The sequence below is a fragment of the Vibrio sp. 1CM7H genome, assembly GCF_023161645.1.
Classification (GTDB): Bacteria; Pseudomonadota; Gammaproteobacteria; order Enterobacterales; family Vibrionaceae; genus Vibrio; species Vibrio diabolicus.
On record NZ_JALNTV010000009.1, the window covers coordinates 37321 to 59031 of the forward strand.

General features: G+C 46.8%; 16 protein-coding genes. 9 read left to right on the plus strand and 7 right to left on the minus strand.

Annotated elements, in window-relative coordinates:
* The first annotated feature begins 46 nt into the window (after positions 1-46).
* From MSG33_RS20795 to mgtE, 6 genes are all read left to right on the plus strand, one after another.
* Positions 47-1516, plus strand: a complete 1470-nt coding sequence (locus tag MSG33_RS20795) for an RNA polymerase factor sigma-54 (protein WP_005396241.1) — start codon at positions 47-49, stop codon at positions 1514-1516.
* 24 nt (positions 1517-1540) lie between these two features.
* Positions 1541-1828 (plus strand): ribosome hibernation promoting factor, encoded by a 288-nt coding sequence (gene hpf, locus MSG33_RS20800; protein ID WP_005381114.1) that lies wholly within the window; start codon positions 1541-1543, stop codon positions 1826-1828.
* 2 nt (positions 1829-1830) lie between these two features.
* The gene (gene ptsN, locus MSG33_RS20805) at positions 1831-2277 is read left to right on the plus strand and encodes a PTS IIA-like nitrogen regulatory protein PtsN (RefSeq protein ID WP_005381116.1); all 447 of its coding nucleotides are present in this window, start codon (positions 1831-1833) and stop codon (positions 2275-2277) included.
* A 14-nt stretch (positions 2278-2291) separates the two neighbouring features.
* Entirely contained in the window at positions 2292-3155 is an 864-nt protein-coding gene (gene rapZ / locus MSG33_RS20810) for an RNase adapter RapZ (RefSeq protein WP_085344291.1), read from the plus strand.
* 2 nt (positions 3156-3157) lie between these two features.
* The gene (locus MSG33_RS20815) at positions 3158-3433 is read left to right on the plus strand and encodes an HPr family phosphocarrier protein (RefSeq protein WP_005396244.1); all 276 of its coding nucleotides are present in this window, start codon (positions 3158-3160) and stop codon (positions 3431-3433) included.
* Positions 3434-3581: 148 nt separating this feature from the next.
* Entirely contained in the window at positions 3582-4940 is a 1359-nt protein-coding gene (gene mgtE, locus MSG33_RS20820) for a magnesium transporter (protein ID WP_006742352.1), read from the plus strand.
* Positions 4941-5001: 61 nt separating this feature from the next.
* On the opposite strand, the gene pmbA is transcribed toward mgtE, so the two are convergent.
* The gene (gene pmbA / locus MSG33_RS20825) at positions 5002-6345 is read right to left on the minus strand and encodes a metalloprotease PmbA (RefSeq protein WP_006742351.1); all 1344 of its coding nucleotides are present in this window, start codon (positions 6343-6345) and stop codon (positions 5002-5004) included.
* A 110-nt stretch (positions 6346-6455) separates the two neighbouring features.
* On the opposite strand from pmbA, the gene yjgA reads away from it, so the two are divergent.
* Entirely contained in the window at positions 6456-6983 is a 528-nt protein-coding gene (yjgA, locus tag MSG33_RS20830) for a ribosome biogenesis factor YjgA (protein WP_005396253.1), read from the plus strand.
* 88 nt (positions 6984-7071) lie between these two features.
* Here the strand turns inward: yjgA and MSG33_RS20835 are convergent, their stop codons facing one another.
* Together MSG33_RS20835 and MSG33_RS20840 are read right to left on the minus strand one after the other, a co-directional pair.
* Positions 7072-8034 (minus strand): D-2-hydroxyacid dehydrogenase, encoded by a 963-nt coding sequence (locus tag MSG33_RS20835; RefSeq protein WP_248381976.1) that lies wholly within the window; start codon positions 8032-8034, stop codon positions 7072-7074.
* 93 nt (positions 8035-8127) lie between these two features.
* Positions 8128-8880, minus strand: coding sequence for a pseudouridine synthase (locus MSG33_RS20840; protein WP_248381978.1), 753 nt, complete (start codon positions 8878-8880; stop codon positions 8128-8130).
* 342 nt (positions 8881-9222) lie between these two features.
* Here MSG33_RS20840 and MSG33_RS20845 point away from each other — a divergent pair, with 342 nt between their 5' ends.
* On the plus strand, positions 9223-10488 hold the full coding sequence (locus tag MSG33_RS20845) for a divalent metal cation transporter (protein WP_248381980.1): 1266 nt from the start codon (positions 9223-9225) through the stop codon (positions 10486-10488).
* Positions 10489-10596: 108 nt separating this feature from the next.
* Here the strand turns inward: MSG33_RS20845 and rapA are convergent, their stop codons facing one another.
* Entirely contained in the window at positions 10597-13506 is a 2910-nt protein-coding gene (rapA, locus tag MSG33_RS20850; RefSeq protein ID WP_006742347.1) for an RNA polymerase-associated protein RapA, read from the minus strand.
* Between the two features lie 560 nt (positions 13507-14066).
* Between rapA and MSG33_RS20855 the strand changes: the two genes are divergently transcribed.
* Complete coding sequence (locus tag MSG33_RS20855) at positions 14067-15443, plus strand: PhoH family protein (protein ID WP_248381982.1); 1377 nt, start codon at positions 14067-14069, stop codon at positions 15441-15443.
* 67 nt (positions 15444-15510) lie between these two features.
* Here the strand turns inward: MSG33_RS20855 and tldD are convergent, their stop codons facing one another.
* From tldD to MSG33_RS20870, 3 genes are read right to left on the minus strand one after another with little or no spacing between them, the layout of a single operon-like run.
* Positions 15511-16956: a metalloprotease TldD gene (tldD, locus tag MSG33_RS20860; RefSeq protein ID WP_085344286.1), complete on the minus strand. Its 1446-nt coding sequence runs from the start codon at positions 16954-16956 to the stop codon at positions 15511-15513.
* An 11-nt stretch (positions 16957-16967) separates the two neighbouring features.
* A complete protein-coding gene (locus tag MSG33_RS20865) occupies positions 16968-17789 on the minus strand; it encodes a carbon-nitrogen hydrolase family protein (protein ID WP_104969835.1) in 822 nt (273 codons plus the stop codon).
* A gap of 33 nt (positions 17790-17822) precedes the next feature.
* Positions 17823-21704, minus strand: a complete 3882-nt coding sequence (locus MSG33_RS20870) for a YhdP family protein (protein WP_248381984.1) — start codon at positions 21702-21704, stop codon at positions 17823-17825.
* Positions 21705-21711 lie beyond the last annotated feature (7 nt).

Genomic DNA, 21711 nt, shown 5'->3' on the forward strand with positions numbered 1-21711 from the left:
ATTAGGAACGGTAAGATTCTGAGCATTACAAGGTAAGTAACACTGAATGAAACCTTCATTACAACTTAAGCTAGGTCAACAGTTAGCCATGACGCCACAGTTGCAACAAGCGATTCGCTTACTGCAACTGTCGACACTCGATCTTCAACAGGAAATCCAAGAAGCCTTGGATTCAAACCCATTATTGGAAGTTGAAGAAGGCCAAGATGAGCCTCTAGCAAACGGTGAAGATAAATCAGCGGTCGAGGCTGCTGATAGCAACAGTGCTAACGAACCAGCAGACATTGACGTTCCAGACAGTTCAGACGTAATTGAGAAGTCAGAGATCAGCTCTGAACTTGAAATCGATACCACTTGGGATGACGTCTACAGCGCGAATACCGGTAGCACTGGCTTAGCTCTTGACGATGATATGCCCGTCTACCAAGGCGAAACCACGGAATCATTGCATGACTACCTAATGTGGCAGCTTGACCTGACACCATTCAGTGAAACCGATCGTACGATTGCATTAGCGATTATTGACGCTGTTGACGACTACGGTTACCTAACCCTATCTCCTGAAGAAATTCATGAGAGCTTCGATAACGAAGAGATTGAGTTAGACGAAGTAGAAGCCGTTCGTAAACGTATTCAGCAGTTCGATCCGCTCGGTGTGGCATCACGCAACTTACAAGAGTGCCTACTGCTACAGCTAGCGACTTTCCCAGAAGACACACCGTGGCTTGCTGAAGCCAAAATGATTCTTGCGGATCATATTGATCACCTGGGGAACCGTGATTACAAGCTCGTCATCAAAGAGACTAAGCTGAAAGAAGCCGATCTCCGTGAAGTCCTCAAACTTATCCAGCAGTTAGATCCTCGTCCCGGTAGCCGTATCACACCGGATGATACCGAGTACGTAATTCCAGATGTGTCCGTTTTTAAAGACAACGGCAAATGGACCGTTTCTATCAACCCAGATAGCGTTCCAAAATTAAAAGTAAATCAACAATATGCTCAATTAGGCAAAGGCAATAGCGCGGATAGCCAGTACATCCGCAGCAATTTGCAAGAGGCAAAATGGTTAATTAAGAGCTTAGAGAGTAGAAACGAGACGCTACTCAAAGTTGCAAGATGTATTGTTGAACATCAACAAGATTTCTTCGAGTATGGTGAGGAAGCCATGAAGCCAATGGTACTAAATGATGTAGCCTTGGCAGTGGACATGCATGAATCCACGATTTCTCGTGTAACAACACAAAAATTTATGCATACACCACGTGGCATTTTTGAATTGAAGTACTTCTTCTCTAGCCATGTTAGTACTGACAACGGCGGAGAATGTTCGTCAACAGCAATTCGCGCACTCATTAAAAAACTGGTCGCAGCAGAGAATACTGCTAAGCCATTGAGTGATAGCAAGATTGCTGCTCTTCTGGCTGACCAAGGGATTCAGGTCGCGAGACGTACGATAGCCAAATATCGAGAATCCTTGGGAATTGCCCCTTCAAGTCAGCGTAAACGCCTATTATAAGGCACTAACTGAAAAGGAAAGTCTATGCAAATCAATATTCAAGGCCATCACGTTGATCTTACCGATTCAATGCAAGACTATGTAAATTCTAAGTTTCAGAAGCTCGAAAGGTTCTTCGACCATATCAATCAAGTACATGTTGTACTAAAAGTTGAAAAAATCACTCAAATCGCGGAAGCTACGCTTCATATAAATCAAGGCGAAATCCACGCATCAGCTGATGACGAAAATATGTATGCCGCGATCGATTCGCTGGTAGATAAATTGGTTCGCCAACTCAATAAGCACAAAGAAAAACTAAACAGTCATTAATCATGCAACTGAGCGAAATACTGTCATTGGACTGCACCAAGAGTGCGGTCCACTGCACGAGTAAAAAACGCGCCCTTGAAATGATCAGCCGCATCGTGGCTGATCAAACGGGCCAAGATTCTACCGAACTGTTCGAGTGCATGCTCAACAGAGAGAAAATGGGCAGTACTGGTATCGGAAACGGTATTGCGATCCCACACGCTAGAATGCAATCGAGCGACAAGGCTATTGCTGTCTTGCTGCAATGTGATGAAGCCATTGAATTCGATGCGATTGATAATCGACCTGTCGACCTTCTTTTTGCGCTCCTTGTACCAGAAGAACAGTGCAAAGAGCACCTCAAGACTCTATCCTCTATGGCAGAACGTCTGAGCGATAAGCAAGTATTGAAACTACTGCGCAATGCTCAGAGTGATGAAGAACTTTACGACATCATGATTCACCAATAAGCAGGACGGACATCATGCGACTAATCGTGGTTAGCGGGCACTCAGGTGCCGGTAAGAGTATTGCGCTGCGCGTACTGGAAGACTTAGGTTATTACTGTGTTGATAACCTCCCAGTGAATTTGCTGGACGCATTTGTTCATTCTATTGCTGACAGCAAGCAGAATGTTGCGGTAAGCATTGATATTCGCAATATCCCTAAAAAGCTAAAAGAACTGACTGGTACACTGGAGCAGTTGAAAACAGAGCTTGATGTGACCGTGCTTTTCTTGGACGCCAATAAGGAAACGCTACTCAAACGCTACAGCGAAACACGCCGAATCCACCCTTTATCTTTGGGTGGCACCTCTCTCTCTCTTGACCAAGCCATCGAGCGTGAGAAAGAAATTTTAACGCCACTTAAAGCACATGCCGATCTTGTACTGAACAGCAGCGGACAATCTTTGCATGAGTTGAGTGAAACCGTGCGTATGCGTGTTGAAGGCAGAGATCGCAAAGGGCTTGTTATGGTATTTGAGTCTTTTGGCTTCAAATATGGCCTGCCTTCCGATGCCGATTACGTATTCGACGTTCGCTTCTTACCCAACCCACATTGGGAACCAGCGTTGCGCCCACTTACGGGTTTGGATGCCCCTATCGCCGCATTTTTGGAGCAGCACCAATCGGTGTTAAGTTTGAAATACCAAATTGAAAACTTTATAGAGAATTGGTTACCTCTGCTCGAGAAAAACAACCGCAGCTATTTGACCGTTGCAATAGGTTGTACCGGTGGTAAACACCGTTCGGTGTACTTAACTCAGCAAATCGGTGAGTACTTCGCCAATAAAGGACACCAAGTGCAAATTCGCCATACCTCACTAGAGAAAAACACTAAGGAGTAGCTGTGGAGTTAAGTCGTAAAGTATTGATTCAAAATCGCCTTGGCTTACATGCTCGCGCAGCCGTCAAACTGGTCGAACTGGCCCAGAGCTTTGAAGCGGTCATCACTATCGACAATGAAGAAGACAAAACCGCCACAGCAGACAGCGTAATGGGTTTATTAATGCTTGAGTCTGCTCAAGGACAGTACGTCACAATCCACGCTGCGGGTGAGCAAGCAGAAGAAGCACTGGATGCCGTTTGCCACTTAATCGAAGATAAATTTGATGAAGGCGAGTAATTTACTCGCTTTTTTATTACCTCTCACTCTCCTTCCCCTCACAGCTCCAAGAAATAAATTTGCTTAGTATCATAAGTTGTTATTAAAAGGCGCCTAGAATTAAGTTATTATTCAACGCATTGTAAATATCAGGAATTGGGAGGAATGAATGGCAGAGCAAATTGAATTCGACCAAGCTCACCAAGCCCTCCAAGAAGTCACAGAAGCGCTAGAAAATGGCCGCTTCGTCCATGTTCGTCGTCAGTTACAGGACATGGAACCTGAGGATATCGCTCACCTTTTAGAAGCCTCTCCACGAAAAAGCCGTGAAGTTCTCTGGCAACTCACCGACCCTGAAGACTACGGTGAAATCCTCGACGAACTGAACGAAGACGTCAAAGATAGTCTCGTATCCAAAATGGCACCAGAAGCGCTTGCAGAAGCGACTGAAGGCATGGATACCGATGACGTGGCTTATGTGCTGCGTAGCTTGCCAGACAACCTGTCACGCGAAGTCCTGTCGCAAATGGACTCCTCTGACCGTCTGCGTGTCGAAACCGCCCTGTCCTACCCAGAAGACACTGCAGGTGGACTGATGAACACCGACGTTATCACGATTCGTGGTGACGTAGATGTGGACGTGGTTTTACGTTATCTGCGTATGAAAGGTGAACTACCAGAAGCAACGGATGCACTTTATGTCATTGATGAAGAAAGCAAACTGATTGGTGAACTACCCATTACTCTGCTGATCACGACCCAGCCTGATGTCAAAATTGTCGACATCATGGAAGATGCTGACGAAGCGATCACTGTCGATACCAGTGATTCAGATGTTGCTAGTCTGTTCGAACGTCGTAACTGGGTCTCTGCTCCTGTCGTAGACGAGAATCAGCATCTCGTTGGCCGTATCACTATCGATGACGTAGTTGACGTTATCCGTGAAGATGCCGAGCACTCGATGATGAGTATGGCAGGTATGGACGATGACGAAGATACCTTCGCACCCGTTGTAAAATCAGCTCGCAAACGCAGTATCTGGCTTGGGGCCAACGTGTTGGCCGCACTCGCCGCCGCTTCTGTTTCTAACATGTTTGAAGCCACGCTAGACCAGATGGCGGCCATTGCCGTATTGATGACGATTGTTCCTTCCATGGGTGGTGTCGCTGGTAACCAAACCGTCGCACTAGTGATTCGTGGTCTTGCTCTTGGTCATATCGGTGACTCGAACAAACGAGAACTGTTGATGAAAGAAGCCTCGATCGGTTTACTCAACGGCATCATGTGGGCGCTGATTATTGGCGGCATTGTTGTCGCTTGGAAAGGTAACTGGATGCTAGGAGGAATCATTTCCGCCGCGATGCTGACTAACTTATTGGTCGCTGGGGTTGCCGGAGTAACGATTCCAATCCTCTTAAAGAAAATGAACATCGACCCAGCTTTAGCTGGTGGTATGGCGTTAACGACCGTAACGGATGTAATTGGTTTATCAGTATTCTTAGGGCTTGCCACAATACTGATTACCTAACTGCAAAAACTAAAAAGCCTGATGAACACATCAGGCTTTTTTAATTCTGAATTAGGAAAGCTTACTCACCCGCAACTTTCATCGCATCCAGTAAGATTGAACCCGTTTGAATTTGCGAGCGCGTTTCAACGTCGCTACCTACGGCAACAATCTTATTGAACATGTCTTTTAGATTACCAGCAATGGTAATTTCCGATACTGGGTATTGGATTTCGCCGTTCTCAACCCAAAAGCCTGCAGCACCGCGAGAGTAATCACCTGTTACCACGTTCACGCCTTGCCCCATCACTTCTGTCACTAGCAAACCAGTGCCGAGCTCTTTAAGCATTTGTTCGAAGTTTTGACCAGTCGATTTCACGTACCAGTTATGGATGCCACCAGCGTGACCTGTCGGCGCCATCTTCATTTTACGTGCGGCATAACTGGTTAACAGGTAAGTCGCTAGCACACCGTCAGTGATGATCTCACGATCTTGAGTGTACACGCCTTCGCTATCGAAGGGGCTTGACGCCAAACCACGTAATACATGTGGACGCTCCGAGATATTGAACCACTCAGGAAGCACTTGCTTACCAAGATGATCAAGTAGAAAAGAAGATTTACGGTACAGGTTACCACCGCTGATCGCCATAACAAGGTGACCAATCAAGCCAGTTGCAACATCAGCAGCAAACATGATTGGGTATTTACCTGTCTTTAGGCGCTGCGCATCTAAGCGGTTAATCGTATTCTCTGCCGCCTTACGACCCACTGTTTCTGGTGTCCATAAGTCATCGCGATGACGTGCCACTGTGTAGCTGTAATCACGCTCCATTTCGCCATTTTGACCAACGCCAATCACACAACAGCTGGTACTGTGGCGGCTAGACGCATAGCTTGCTAATAAGCCATGGCTGTTACCATACACTTTTACACCGTAGTGGCTATCATAACTCGCGCCATCACTTTGCTTGATTGCACTGTTATAACTTAACGCTTCTTTTTCAGCGGCGATCGCCACATCGGCAGCATAATCGGGATCAGGGGCGTCTGGGTGGAAAAGATCAAGCTCAGGGATCTCTTGCACCATGTATTCTTTGGCTGCGGGCCCTGCAAATGGATCTTCAGATGTGTAATGCGCAATATCCAGCGCCGCAATAACGGTTTGCTCGATAGCAGCTTCACTTAAATCAGACGTGGAAGCACTGCCTTTACGTTGACCTCGGTAAACGGTAATGCCCAGCGCACCATCGCTGTTGAACTCGACATTTTCTACCTCGCCCATGCGAGTAGATACACTTAAACCAGTGCTTTTGGTAATTGCGACTTCGGCGGCGTCAGATTTTGCCGATGCAAGCTTTAAGGCTCTTGCGACGGCTTGCTCTAGCTCGGTACGTTGCTCAGCAACCTGCTGTTTAATATCCATTGTCTTTCACATCTTGTCTTTGATGAACAATAGGATAACAAGAATTTCGCTTTCTCCCCACGATTCTTGTTAAAATAGTCATAATATTAATCAAAACACAGGCAACTGAAATGGCACGTAAGAATCAAAAAGCGCCATGGGAACCAGAAGAAGAGATCATCTGGGTAAGCAAATCCGAGATGAAGCGAGACATGGAAGAACTGCAAAAGCTAGGTGAGGAGCTTGTCGGCCTCAAACCTGCAGTTCTAGAAAAGTTTCCATTGAGCGAAGACCTGCGAGAAGCAATTGCAGACGCACAACGCTTTAAAAACGAAGCACGTCGTCGCCAATTACAACGTATTGGTAAGTTGATGCGTTATGAAGATCCAGAGCCAATCCAAGCGGCATTGGATAAGATTCGTAACAAGCACTCTCAATTAACGGCGGTATTCCACAAGCTTGAAGCTCTGCGTGATCGCGTGGTGGAAGAAGGCGACAAAGCCATTGATGACGTAATGGAAATGTACCCAGAGGCGGATCGTCAGCGTCTACGCCAATTGGCTCGCCAAGCAGCCAAAGAGAAAAAAGCAGGGAAACCAGCAAAAGCGTACCGCGAAATCTTCCAGATCCTAAAAGGTCTGAACGAAGAAGAGTTTTAATTCGACGGTTCGATTCCAACGAGCATTCAATTAACGAAAAAAAGCAGACATGATGTCTGCTTTTTTATCTTTTACTTAAATGTCAGCGTTACACCAAGCGATTAATACGCTCTCCGCGCTCGAAAGCGTTAATGTTCTCAATCAAGATTTCCACTAAACGTTGAATCGATGAGTCGCTGCCCCATGCAACATGCGGTGTAAGTAACAAATTAGGTAAACCCATATTGGCAATCAGCGGATTGCTCTCATCAGCTGGTTCTTGGGTAAAGACATCAAAGCCAGCCGCAGCGATTTCTCCCTGCTTTAGGGCATCCACCAGCGCTTCCTCATTAACCAAGCCTCCACGCCCCGTATTAATTAGAATGGCGTTGGACTTCATTTGTTGCAACTCTGCTTGACCAATTAAATTCTGAGTATGCTCGTTGAGCGGACAGTGCAAAGTCAACGCATCAGAACGTTTCAACACTTCCTCAAGCGGTACATAACCAGGTCGACATTCCGGTGCACCTTTACGCTCAGCAAAGATCACCTGCATGCCTAGCGCATTAGCTAACTGTGCTGTCGCTTGCCCTAAAGCGCCGCTGCCAATAACACCTAGTGTGCTACCACCTATATCCCCGATTGGGTGCGTAAAAAAGCAGAACTGCTTATTACGCTGCCATTCGCCAGCAGCAATATCTTGATGGTAACCAAATAAATTTCGGCGTAAAGCAAACAGCATCGCAATCACGTGCTCAGGCACCGAACGCGTCGCGTAACCACGTACATTGGCAACCGCAATATCCTGCTTAGCACAGTAGTCCACATCGACGTTGTTAAAACCAGTTGCGGCAACCGCGATCATTCGCAATTGTGGTAGTTGCTCTAATACATTTTGGTCAAGCAGGACTTTATTGCTAATCACGATATCTGCATCTGCTAACCTTTCTATTACCTGCTCTGGCGCGGTTAAATCGTACTCACGCCAGTGGTGCTGAAAGCTAGGTCGTGGGACCTCAATGTGTTCTGGGATGGTCGCTCGGTCCAAAAATACGATGGTCGGCAAAGACATAACAACTCCTTGTTCACGGCTGAAAGACAGGATACATCAACCACAGTAACGAAATAGCGAACTAGAAAGAACCATTGTTGACTGCGGTTGGCATTAAGGGTGTGGCAACGTTTTATAATCAGGCAATGTACGCTCTGGCGAAAAATAGTTAAAGATCATCGCCTCGGCTTCAGGATAAAAGTCACAGGGTACAAAAATACTTCTCAACTGATCCGTAGCTGGGTGATAAAAACTTAGCTCCGCAGCGTGCAACTCTAAACGCTCTGAAAACTGATACGCCTCTTCAGTTGCATAAAACTCATCACCAATAATCGCATGACCAATCGCCATCAAATGTACGCGCAACTGATGCGATCGACCAGTAATGGGGAGTAACCGCACAACGGTCGTATGGGTGCCATCTGGATGCACTTCACGCTTCACCACTTGGAATAAAGTTTGAGATGGCTTGCCGTCGTCGAAGCATACTTTTTGTCGCGGACGATTTGGCCAATCACAAATTAATGGAAGGTCAATATTCCCTTCTTGCGGCTCGACATGCCCCCAAACACGTGCGTAATACACCTTGTGGGTGAGACGATATTGGAACTGCTTTTTTAATGCTCGCTCCGAAGGTTTGTTTTTCGCCAGCAACATCAACCCTGATGTCGACATATCCAAGCGATGCACTACTTGGATTTCTGGATGCACTTCCTTGAGGCGGCTCCACATGCTGTCGTAATGCTCTGCAAGTCGACCAGGAACAGACAGTAACCCAGATGGCTTATTCACTGCCAGAATGTCGTCATCCTCAAAAACGATATCGACCCAAGGGTCGGTGGGAGGGGTATATTCAAGCATTGCCATGGGAGATCTCTACAAAATAAAAACGCCGCGATTATATAACTAAATAGTACCCAAATGCAGGGTTATGAAGAAAAGTTCAAACCAATAAAACAAAGTCAATCCTTTAGCATAAAAACTAAAAATAGCACGTTGTAAATTTAGTTTGACAACAAGACGCATAACTGAATAGAGTGCTAGATGCACACAGCATGATATTCGCAAAGAATACTTAAAATAAATACATCAAAACACAGCATTTAAAAGACATTACCGTTGCGCAGTATAGGGCGAGCGCTCAGCTTGTCATGTACTGCGGTATGTATCTCTTTAGAAAGATACATAAGATAAAAAGGACAATAAGCAATGGACTCCGCCGTTATAGATAAACCCCAATCCAAACTTTCCTTATTTTTTCGTTCGCTAGGCCCCGGCATATTAATGGCATCTGCTGCGGTCGGTGGCTCTCACCTCGTCGCATCAACCAAAGCTGGTGCGATTTATGGTTGGCAATTGGCTGCACTGATTCTGCTCGTAAACCTGTTTAAATACCCTTTTTTCCGAGCGGGCGTACAGTACACCATGGGGACAGGGCTCACCTTGGTTGAGGGCTACGCGAAATTAGGTCGGACTTACCTATGGCTATTTCTATTTCTGAGCGTGGTCTCAGCAGTAATCAATACCGCTGCTTTGTTGATGTTTAGCGCTAGCTTGCTGGGCTACTTCATTCCGTTTTCACTATCAATGGCATCACTCAGTATCATTGTGATTATCACCTGCCTGATCATATTATTTGCTGGCCATTACAAAGCGCTCGATACGCTATCTAAGGTGATCATGTCGGTGTTAACCATCGCGACTTTACTCGCTGTTTCTATCGCCTTTGGTAACCCTGTTGAGCAAGTGGCCAACTTCGAGCCGCCGTCACCTTGGTCTATTGCGGCAATTGGTTTTATCGTCGTGACAATGGGGTGGATGCCAGCACCGATAGAGATCTCCTGTTTAACCTCAGCATGGTTAAAACGCCAATCAAGCCAGCAAGAAGTAACATACCGCTCTGCTCTATTTGACTTTAATGTCGGTTACATTGGCACGGCTTTTCTTGCCATTATCTTTGTATCGCTAGGCTCTTTGATGCTTTATGGCTCTGGTGTTGCGCTTGAAAGCTCAGGCGTTGGCTTCTCCCATCAATTGGTTGGCTTATATGCGGCGACGATTGGCGAATGGTCTCGTTATTTGATCGCGGTAATTGCGTTTTTCTGTATCTTTGGCAGCACGATTACCGTTATTGATGGCTATTCGCGCGTTATTTCGGATTCTCAACGCCTACTGCGCTCGCAACCAGATACTAACCCTAAAACCACTTCAGCGATCATGCTGGTGGTCGCCTTACTTGCATTAGGTATTGTGGTTTTCTGGGCTTCTGCGTTATTGCCTATGCTGAACTTTGCGATGATCCTCGCCTTTATGACCACGCCATTCTTTGCTCTGCTAAATTACACATTAGTGAGCAAAACCGAGTTACCTGAACCTTTGGCTGTTGGACCTAAATTGAAGTGGTTGTCGATTGCCGGTTTGATTTACTTGTTTGGCTTCTTGGCTGTATTTATCTGGTGGAAGTGGTTGATGTAAATGAGGTAGCTATGAGTGAGTAATGCATTCTGCATAAAGAAACTAAACCGCAAATAAAGAAAAAGGTCTTCAACTGAAGACCTTTTTTAATGAGCAATAAAAACTTACTTAGTTGTGGCTTACCACAATCAAACGTAGCGAGTCGAGCTGCACTTGAGCTTGGTTGATGTAACCAGTGAGCTCCTTAATTTGTGCATCAATGGCTTCAATTTCTTCGTCACGAATATTTGGGTTTACCGCTTTCAGTGCTTGCAAACGCTCAAGTTCTGCATTCAAGCTATGCTGCATATCTTGATGAGCTTGCTTGCGTACTTCCTCAACCTTCGCTTCGATAAGATTGTCCCCCGCTTCGATCAAGCGGTGTACGTCTTTCTGTACCGACGTGACCAACTTGCTGCCTAAGTGACGGTTTACAGGGCTGAGCTGGCGGTTAAAGCTTTCAAATTCCACTTGAGCAGACAAGTCATTGCCACGCGAGTCCATCATCAAACGGATTGGCGTTTTCGGTAAGAAGCGCGCGATACCACTGCGTTTTGGCGCTTGCGCATCTACCGCATAAATCAGCTCAAGAAGAATGGTCCCGACTGGTAATGCTTTATTTTTCAGTAGAGATACCGCAGACGTCCCCACCCCTTCACTCATAAGAAGATCGATACCACCCTGGATCATTGGGTGCTCCCAACTGATAAAGTGCATATCTTCACGAGATAAAGCCGTATCACGATCAAACGTGATCGTCGCTCCTTCGTATGGCAGACCTGGGTAGCTTGGCACCATCATGTGCTCAGATGGGGTCACAATCAGTGCGTTTTCACCTTTATCGTCTTGGTTCAAACCAATCGTATCGAAAAGAGAAAGTGCGAAGGTGACCAAATTGGTATCGCCGTCGGTTGATTCAATTTTCTCAACGATTTGCTGAGCTTTTTCTCCGCCATTTGAATGCATTTCTAACAAGCGATCACGGCCTTGCTCCAATTGGGATTTCAGCTCTTTATTCATTTTTGCTGACGCTTCAATGATCTCATCCAGCGTGCTGGTATCACCAGAAGCAAGGATTTCAATCAGATCATCAGAGTACTTATCGTAAACGGCACGGCCTGTTGGGCAAGTTTCTGCAAAAGCGTTTAAACCTTCATCAAACCAGCGAGCAAGAATGGCTTGCGAGGTACCTTTCAGGTAAGGAATATGAATGTCGATGTCGCGGTTCTGGCCGATACGGTCCAAACGACCGATACGTTGCTCAAGCAAGTCAGGGTTGAACGGCAAGTCAAACATGACTAATTGGTTGGCAAACTGGAAGTTGCGGCCTTCAGAGCCGATTTCACTACAGATAAGAACCTGTGCACCACCTTCTTCTTGCGCAAAGTAAGCGGCTGCTTTGTCACGCTCAAGGATCGACATACCTTCATGGAAGACGGTCGCACGAATGCCTTCACGCTCACGCAGCGCTTGCTCCAATTGCAGAGCCGTACTTGCACGAGAGGCAATCACCAGAATTTTCTCGCTGCGCTTCTCTTTTACCTTTTCAAGTAACCAATTCACGCGCGAGTCAAACTGCCACCAGCTTGCATCATCGCCTTCAAATTCTTGGAAGATCTCTTCTGGGTAAAGGTTCTTCATTGCACGTGCTTCCGAACTCATCTTACCGCCGATCATCCCAGCAACACGCATTGACGTGGTGTATTGCGGTGGAATATCCATTGGCATCAGGTGCACGTTACGTGCAGGGAAGCCTTTGATAGCAGCACGTGTATTACGGAACAGAACACGTCCCGTACCATGACGATCCATCAAGTTGTCGATCAACTCTTGGCGCGCTGACGCTTTCGCTTCTTCGTCCGCTTCACTTTCGATAATGCGGAAAAGTGGTTCTACGTCTTGTTCAGACAACAATTCAGTAATCTGGTTTTTCGCTTCATCAGGCAGTTTTTCACCAGAGAAGAGTGAAGTAATCGCATCTGCTACAGGCGCGTATTGCTCTTCTTCCTCGACGAACGCTTCGTAATCGTAGAAACGGTCAGGATCCAGCAAACGCAGACGAGCAAAGTGGCTTTCACGACCAAGCTGTTCTGGCGTTGCCGTCAATAGCAATACGCCCGGAGTGCGTTCAGCCAAGCCTTCCACCACTTGGTATTCACGGCTCGGTTTATCTTGGCTCCACTCAAGGTGATGCGCTTCATCGACAACCAGTAGGTCCCATTCACCTTCCAGTGCTTGTTCAAAACGCTTGCGGCTCTTGCGTAGGAAGTCCAAAGAACACAGCACGTATTGCTGGGTATCAAATGGGTTTTCTGCATCCGCAAATGCTTCGATACAACGCTCTTCGTCAAAGATAGAGAAATGCAGGTTGAAACGACGCATCATCTCAACCAGCCATTGATGCTGCAGTGTTTCAGGCACCACAATCAAAATGCGTTCGGCACGACCAGACAGAACTTGCTGATGGATGATCATGCCCGCTTCGATGGTTTTACCCAAACCTACCTCATCCGCCAACAAGACGCGTGGCGCGTGACGACGGCCAACTTCGTGCGCGATGTAAAGCTGATGAGGGATCAAACCTGCACGCATACCACATAGGCCACGCATTGGGCTCTTATGCTGCTCAAACTGGTTGGTTAACGCACGGTAACGCAGAACAAAGTTGTCCATACGGTCGATTTGACCGGCGTACAACTTATCTTGAGGTTTGTTAAAACGAATTTGGTTGCTCAGAAAAATCTCACGCAGAACAACGGCGGTTTCTTGCGTGTCTTCACGAGTACCGAAATAGGTGTATAGGCCTTCATCTTCCAGTACTTCTTCAACTTTTAGAGACCAACCTTCTTGGCAGTCGATGACATCACCAACGTTAAAAGTGACTCGGGTAACAGGTGCATCGTTACGTGCGTAAACTCGGTTTTCCTCTGACGCTGCAAACATCAATGTCACAGTACGAGCATCCATTGCTACAACGGTACCTAAACCTAAATCGCTTTCCGTATCGCTAATCCAGCGCTGCCCCAAAGCAAATGTCATGAATTGACTACCTCGTTATTAGTTCTTGATTCGTGTTTCTTGTTGGTCTACTCATGCCCGTAAGCATGGATAATAGTTTAGATCTGATTCTGGCTTCTGCTATGCCGATAGCATTCGTCATTCCAGTATGAACTGAGTATTTTTAAGCCAGCTCAACATGATAAATCGGACGTAGCCTATACGCAGAAAAAGGTCGCTAATCTTACTTGAAGCTGTGATTTAGGTCACGCCGAAACCGCATCAAGCGGAAACTTTTTTTCCCAAACTATAAATGCAATCAAATTGTAAAATACTCATGCCAATTATTAAGTTGTAGAACGTAAATATTACGTATACTTCTAGTGAGGGGCGTTTAAAACCATTGCATATGATTTAAGCGCGTTAGTACACGATTAGGATCAACACGGGTTTGCAGTAAGTTGTCTTGCTACTCGGTTGCACACTAACCGACATCAGCCCGACAACCTCTATTGCAAGCAATCAGAGTTAGGCCGCTTCACACCTATTTGAGAACGACCTAACCACTCGCATGCAGAGCCGTATTACGGCAAGGAGACGCTATGGGCGATACCGATCGGAAACTGTTTGTACTTGATACCAACATTCTTCTTCATGAACCCTTTGCCATCTTCTCTTTCCAAGAACACGATGTCGTTATCCCCATGACCGTGTTGGAAGAACTCGACCGAATCAAAGACAGCAAACGCGATGTCGCAAGAGACGCTCGCGTGGCTATTCGCGCTTTGGAAGATTTGTTTAAAGAAGCAGCACCCGATGAAATTTCTGAAGGTATTCCTGTTTCTAAAGACAGCCCCGACCAAGGCACCATTTCCATTTTGGCGGATTTCGAACTGCAGGAAACCGTCAAAGCCTTCGCCGACAAAGCCGGTGACAACCGCATACTCAATGCGGTGCTTTATCTGCAAAACAAACGAGCACCACGTGAAGTGGTACTGATCACGAAAGACATTAACATGCGTTTGCGCGCCAAAGGCGCTGGCGTACGCTTTGTTGAAGACTATCGAACCGATCAACTGATTGACGACATTCAATACCTCACCAAAGGCTTTCAACTGCGTGAGGGGGACTTCTGGAGTGATATTGAGGAAGTGGAAAGTTATGCGCTGGGCGGAAAAACCTATCACAAGCTCAGTCGTGAACCTTTTGAACCAACCTTTATTAACCAATATGTGATTGATGAAGACAGCGACTTTGCTGGCCGCGTGGAAACCATCAATGAAGACAAATTAACGCTACTCGACCTGAGCCGAGAACGCATGATGCACCGTAAGGCTTGGGACATCACACCAAAAAACATCTACCAAGGAATGGCGTTGGATGCCTTACTTGACCCGGATATTGACCTGGTGATTTTAACCGGTGCCGCTGGTAGTGGTAAAACGCTATTAGCCATGGCAGCAGCACTGGAGCAAACCATTGAAAAAGGCATGTTCGATAAAATTATCGTGACGCGTAACACGCCAGACATCGGTGAATCCATCGGCTTCTTACCCGGCTCAGAAGAGGAGAAAATGATGCCGTGGTTAGCGGCGGTGACCGATACCTTGGAAGCGCTACATAAACACGATCACTGCACTGAAGGCTCATTGAAGTACATCTGCGATAAAGCCAATATTCAGTTTAAATCGATCAACTTCATGCGTGGCCGTTCTATTCAAAATGCGTTTGTGCTGCTTGATGAGTGTCAAAACCTCACCGCTTCACAAATCAAAACCATCATCACCCGCTGCGGTGAAGGAACCAAAATCGTCTGCTCCGGTAACTTGGCGCAGATTGACTCCCATTACCTCACCCCTGTGACCTCTGGTTTGACCTACATGGTTGAACGCTTCAAGAACTTTGAAGGCAGCGCGAATATTCACCTTAACGGCGTGGTTCGTAGCCGCTTGGCAGAGTTTGCCGAAGAGAACCTGTAGTCGACATCGACTCACAAAAACAAAAGAGCGCTCTAATAAGCGCTCTTTTTATAACGATTCGAATGAGTTACTCAGTACCACCCACCGTCAGTGAGTCTAATTTCAAGGTCGGCTGACCAACACCAACTGGCACACTTTGACCTGCTTTACCACATACGCCAACGCCCTTGTCGATACTTAGGTCGTTGCCGACCATTGATACTTGCTGCATAGCTTCAATACCAGAGCCAATCAACGTCGCACCTTTAACAGGGCGCGTAATTTTGCCATTTTCAATCAAGTACGCTTCCGATGCGGAGAACACAAACTTACCCGAAGTAATGTCCACCTGACCGCCACCAAAGTTTGGCGCATACAACCCTTTTTCTACCGTCGAGATGATTTCTTCTGGCGTATGTTCACCTGGAAGCATGTAGGTGTTGGTCATACGCGGCATCGGCAAATGTGCATACGACTCACGACGACCGTTACCTGTTGGGTTCACACCCATTAACCGCGCGTTTAGCTTGTCTTGCATGTAACCTTTCAGCACACCATTTTCGATAAGCGTGTTGTACTGGCCATTCACCCCTTCATCATCCACATTCAGTGAACCACGAAGGTCTTTTAATGTACCGTCATCAACAATGGTACACAGTGAAGACGTCACTTGTTGACCCATTTTGCCAGAGAAAACCGAAGATTCCTTACGGTTAAAGTCACCTTCTAAGCCATGACCTACCGCCTCATGTAGCAATACGCCTGGCCAACCTGAGCCCAATACCACTGGCATCATGCCTGCTGGCGCGGCTTCTGCTTCAAGGTTAACCAACGCCATGCGAATCGCTTCGTCTGCATAATGGAAAGCTTGTTTCACACCATTGCTTTCCGTTAAAAAGAAATCGTAACCAAAACGGCCACCGCCACCAGCGCTACCTCGTTCACGTCGTTCACCTTTTTGAGCGAGCACGCTAATAGACAAACGTACCAAAGGACGAATATCGCCTGCATAAGTACCGTCTGTTGCCGCAACAAGCATCTGCTCATGCACACCGCTGATGCTGATCGAGACTTCTTTAATCAATGGTTCTTTAGTGCGGATGTAAGCATCTAGAGATTTGAGCAATTCTGTTTTTTGCTGCTTTTCCCACCCAGCTAGTGGATTCACAGCCGCGTAGTACGCTTGGTTCTCCGTACGTTTAAACGCATGAACTTTGCCATTTTGCCCTTGCTGAGCAATACCGCGCGCCGCCATTGCACTCTGCTTCAGGCCTTCAGGCTGGATTTGATCAGAGTAGGCAAAGCCTGTTTTTTCGCCAGTTACGGCGCGGACACCAACACCACAATCAATGTTAAAAGAGCCATCTTTGATGATGCTGTCTTCTAGAACCAGAGACTCATGCCAGCTGGACTGAAAGTAAATGTCCGCATAATCGATCTGGCGCGTCGCAATGCTGGCAAGCGTGTCAGCAATGTCTTGTTCTGTCAGACCATTTGGGGCAAGGAGTGCCTGTTCTATTTGGTTTGTGCTCATAGTTAGCTCTTTTATTTCCGTCTCAATTCATTTTGAAAGCGACTGTGTTGAGTCAGCGGCATATTCTGCCTTACTTGTTGGCTCTGTGACAAATCTATCTCTGTCACCAATAAGCCTACTTCATCCTGAAGCTGTTTATGAATACGTCCCCAAGGGTCAACGACCATTGAGTGTCCCCATGTTTTTCGTCCACATGGATGCGTTCCAGTTTGTCCGCTCGCCAAAATCCAACATTGTGTCTCAATCGCTCTAGCTCGCAATAATACTTCCCAGTGAGCTTGCCCCGTCACAGCGGTAAACGCAGCTGGCACCACAATGATATCCGCGCCTTCTTGGCGTAATACTTTATAAAGCTCAGGAAAACGAAGATCGTAACAAATGCTCAATCCAACGCTGCCGATATCGGTTTCCGCCACGACTATTTGATTACCCGCCATAAACGTATCCGACTCACGATAACTACCATAACCATCGGCTACGTCGACATCAAACATATGCAGTTTGTCATAGTGAGCAATGCATTTACCGTGCGGCGGCAATACAAGCGTTGTGGTCGTGACACCTTTTGCGGTTTGAATGGGCATGCTTCCGACAATCAGTGTTAACTGGTTCTTTCTTGCGATTTCAGAGAGCCGCTGTTGAATCATGCCACTCCCAAGTGGCTCTGCATGTTGATGGTACGCTTCGCGGTTGGCAAACAGCACCGTATTTTCAGGGGTAAGGACAAGCTTGGCACCTTGCTTACTCGCCAAAGCACACTGTTTTTCAATAAAGTCCAGATTCGCAGTGATATCAGGACCCGATGTCATTTGAATAATGCCAACACGTTCCATGTGTTTCCTCCCTATTCCATTTTAGTCGGTGAGTTATTTGGCCTGTTCACGCAGCTTTTCTGGCAGTTTGTATTCACCTTTACTTCGAGAAATTTCTTTTACCGTTGGTGAATCTAGTGGGCCTTTCACTTCATAATTGACTTGAGTGAAGACCTCAACCACCGGAGAAATCACTGTTGAGATGGCTAAAACATACAACGCGGTTTGTGGCGCTACTGCAAACGCGGTCAGCATTGGTAGGCCTGATGTGATGTCTGGGGTGAACTTCACTTCCGCATCGACCATTCTGCTGTTCATATTGGCGATGCCGCGGATCTGCATTTCCCCTGCTAACGCATCCATCACGATATCGTTGGTGATAAATACGCCATCTTGGATTTTGCCCGTGCCTGTGATCGAGTTAAACGCCATGCCTTTGTCGAATACGTCGGTAAAGTCGAGCTGCATCTTACGGATGATAGAATCCAAACTGAACAGGCCTAACAAACGTGCCGCACCACTGACTTCACTGATCACGCCTTTACCAAATTCCGTTGAGACATTCCCTTGCAAGGTTTGTGTCTTCATCGACCAAGGCGCGCCGTCCCATTCCATATTGGCGTTGATCTCAAATGGTGCCTGCTGAATACCTGATGTGATACCAAAGCGCTCCATAAGGTCAGTGTTGTTATCACCTTTCATTTTCATGGTTAAGTTGGAATGGCTGCTCTCTTTTGTCAGGTCCCACCAACCGCTCATATCAATACGGTTTTTGCCGCTGCTAAAGGTGATATTTTTCCACTCCAAACGGTTCTCGCGACGCTGCAAATCAACATTCACCTTCCCCACTTTGTAACCTTGCAACCAAAAATCATCGATGTTCAAAGTTAAGTTTGGCATCTCAGCGTGAAACTGACGGTCAAAATTGGTAATCAAAGGCGCGTTTTGGTCTTCACTGGCAAAGAGCGAGCTACGCTCTTTGGTCATCTCTTCAAACCCTGGAATATACAGGTGCAAGTGCTCCAAAGAGACCGATAAGTCATACGGTTTCAAGTAGTTAGCCTTACCTTTAACCTCTTGACTGTCCACATCGAGTTGCCAGCTCAAATTCTTCTTGCTTGCGGAGAAGTCCACATCATGAAACTCAATCCCACCAAGCTGCAAGTTTGGCGTTTCAACATCAATCCGTGTAGGCAATGGAATACTCGGCGTCTTCATGCTTGCCAGAACAGATGAGGATTGCTTACCTTCCGAGCCCTGAAGCAGCTCTGCCCACTGGTCTAAATTAAGCTCACCGACACGCACTGATGCATCGTGTCCGACAATAGGGCTGATCCTGAAACCACCTTTGCCGACCATTAAATGAGTCGCCGTCAGAACAGGTACATCGCCAGTTATATCTATCTCGGTTTGATACTTAGCATTTGGTATCTGTAGTCTTGCTGAAATGCTTTCTTGGTTGCCGGATGCCTGTAGTTTTGCTTGCCCGGACTCGCCAACTTGTTTCGCTAGCGGATAGGGATATTGACTCGCTAAACGATTTAGCTGCGCCAACACATCAAGTTGATAGGTGAAGCCTACATCATTAAGTTGTAAGTCAATGTCCATTTGCCACGGCGCATGCCCAGAAACAAGCTTTAACCAACGCTCACCAACATAAGGTTTGAGAGGCTCAACGTCCCAATCCCCTAATGTATTAATCGTCACATTGTAGCCCTGTTCCGCACTCTCACCACGAAAATCGAGGGAGATAGGCTGGGTAAGCAACTCTGCAGACAAACCCGATGTGGTGACCACATCATTATCGAAGTGGATACGCCCTGTGGCTTTCTCCAGCGTCATTGGCGGCGCTTCAATATCGACACGGTTTTCAGTTAAATCGGCATAACCCCAAGCACGGGACTCTTTTTCAAAATCAAACGGAATGTTGAGCTGGAACTCAGAGTAAACCGGACCACTCACTTGCAGCGCCGTCAACGCTGCCCCGACCGAGTCCACCAATGGCGTCGCCATCATGTAGTCACGAACTTCATTGCCCGGCGCGCTCGCTTTGGCTTCAATCTCAATGTGTCCACCTTCCGCCAACTCAGGGATTCGCCCAGTAATACGCTTGGCATGAACACCATTTAGCGTAGCGGACTTTGAATCCAAATACATGGCATCATTTTCAAACAGCAAGTCCAGCTGCAGATCAGTGATGGTTGGCCACGCCGTATCAAAGCTAAATTTCGCGTCTTTTAAACCGACCCACGCCTGAAACATGCCATTATGATCTTTGTAAGGAAAATCCCCTAACTCGCCATACCACAGCAGCTTAGCCGTATTCACTTTACCACCTTGAATCGCAGTCGATAGGTAATCCGTTAAGTCTTGTCCGAGTGCCAGAGTCGGCAGGTAACGCCATGTTTCACCTGCGTTATAGAGATCTGCTTCAGCATAAAACGATAAAAATGGGCTTTGTTCTTTTGGAAAATCAAGACGGAATGCTCCTAGTACTTGAAGATCCGGTGTCGCTGCCGTCACTTTATCAGACCACAAGCGCCAGCCGCTCTCATCTTGCTGCCAGATAATATCGACTTCACCTTGTTTGATATTCAGCGGAGCTTGAAATACATCACCGTACGGAAAGACATCATCAATGACGGTTACTTTCGCTTTGGCTTGATCTAAATCACCAGATACACTGCCCTGTACATGATGGAATCCTGGTAGCAGTTCCCATTGCGTCATCGCAAGTTCATCCAGTTCCGCGGAGTAGCGTAACGTGTCTAAACCACCGTTCATGGACAAGCGAACATCTTCAACTCGGCCTTTCGGTGCCAATTTGTTGATAAGGTCACTGGTCGATTCTGACTCTGGAGCCAATTTGATGAGCGGAATAAGTGCTTCGATATCGAGTTGAGAAAGGTTGAGCGTCCAACCATTCGGTTGCCAATCAAACGCTGCGTCTAATTCCGGCCAAGGGGTGTTGTCGGTTCGGATCCGCAGTGAGTGACCATTTACTTTCCAACCTTGTTTATCTGGTCGAAGATTGAAAATACCTGACTCGATAAACAGCTCATGACGACCGTTTTCATTCCACACCAGCTCAGAAGGTAATAGTTCAACATACGCATCATTCGGTTGGCTGTGTTTCAGCGTCAGCCAAGTGTTTAAGCTGACCTTACCCGACTCAGCACCCGACTCTTCTTGCATGTAAGTGGTTAACCAAGGCGTCACTGAGACATCTTGGGCACTCACGTAAAACTCACCAGACACATCACGCAGCGAACCATGGTCTTTAAAGTTAGCGCTCACTAACAATGAATTCAGACGAACATCGGCAATGTTCACGGTGCCTTCTGCTAAGTGGTGCTTGCCTTGGTTGCTCCAACGGAGCTGCTCGATATCTAAACGGCGAGTCTCACCAGATACCGATTTATACCAAATCCGTGAGTCGGTAATGGTGAAGTCTTCAAACTGACGTAAAAGAAGTGAGTCGAGTTGGTCGATGAGCTTCACTTCGCTCTTGTCCACACTCGGTTCCTGCTCTTGACGACTAGAGGTCGGCAGAATGTCTACGGTGTGAATATCCAGAGCGAGGTTATGGATGGTGAGGTCTGCGACCACCGGTTTGAGTTGCAAAAGAGATTGAATGAGATCGAATTCAATTTGGATTTCTTCAACGGCAAAGCGTGCATCCTGAATATTCGGCAGGTTCGCTTCTAAACCGAGTAGCGCGATGGAGGGGTGATTATTGCGCCACGTCCCTGCGACGTTGGCGATAGAAAAGTCAAAACCTGTGTCCTGCTTGACCCAGGTTTTGATCTCATCTTGGAAGTGGTTAAGTTGTGGCAATGTGACGCGCAGTGTGGTTACTAATATGGCCAATAACACCAATACAGTAACTAAACTCCACGCACAAAAACGCCCAAAACGGTTAACACCAGAATTCACAAATGTT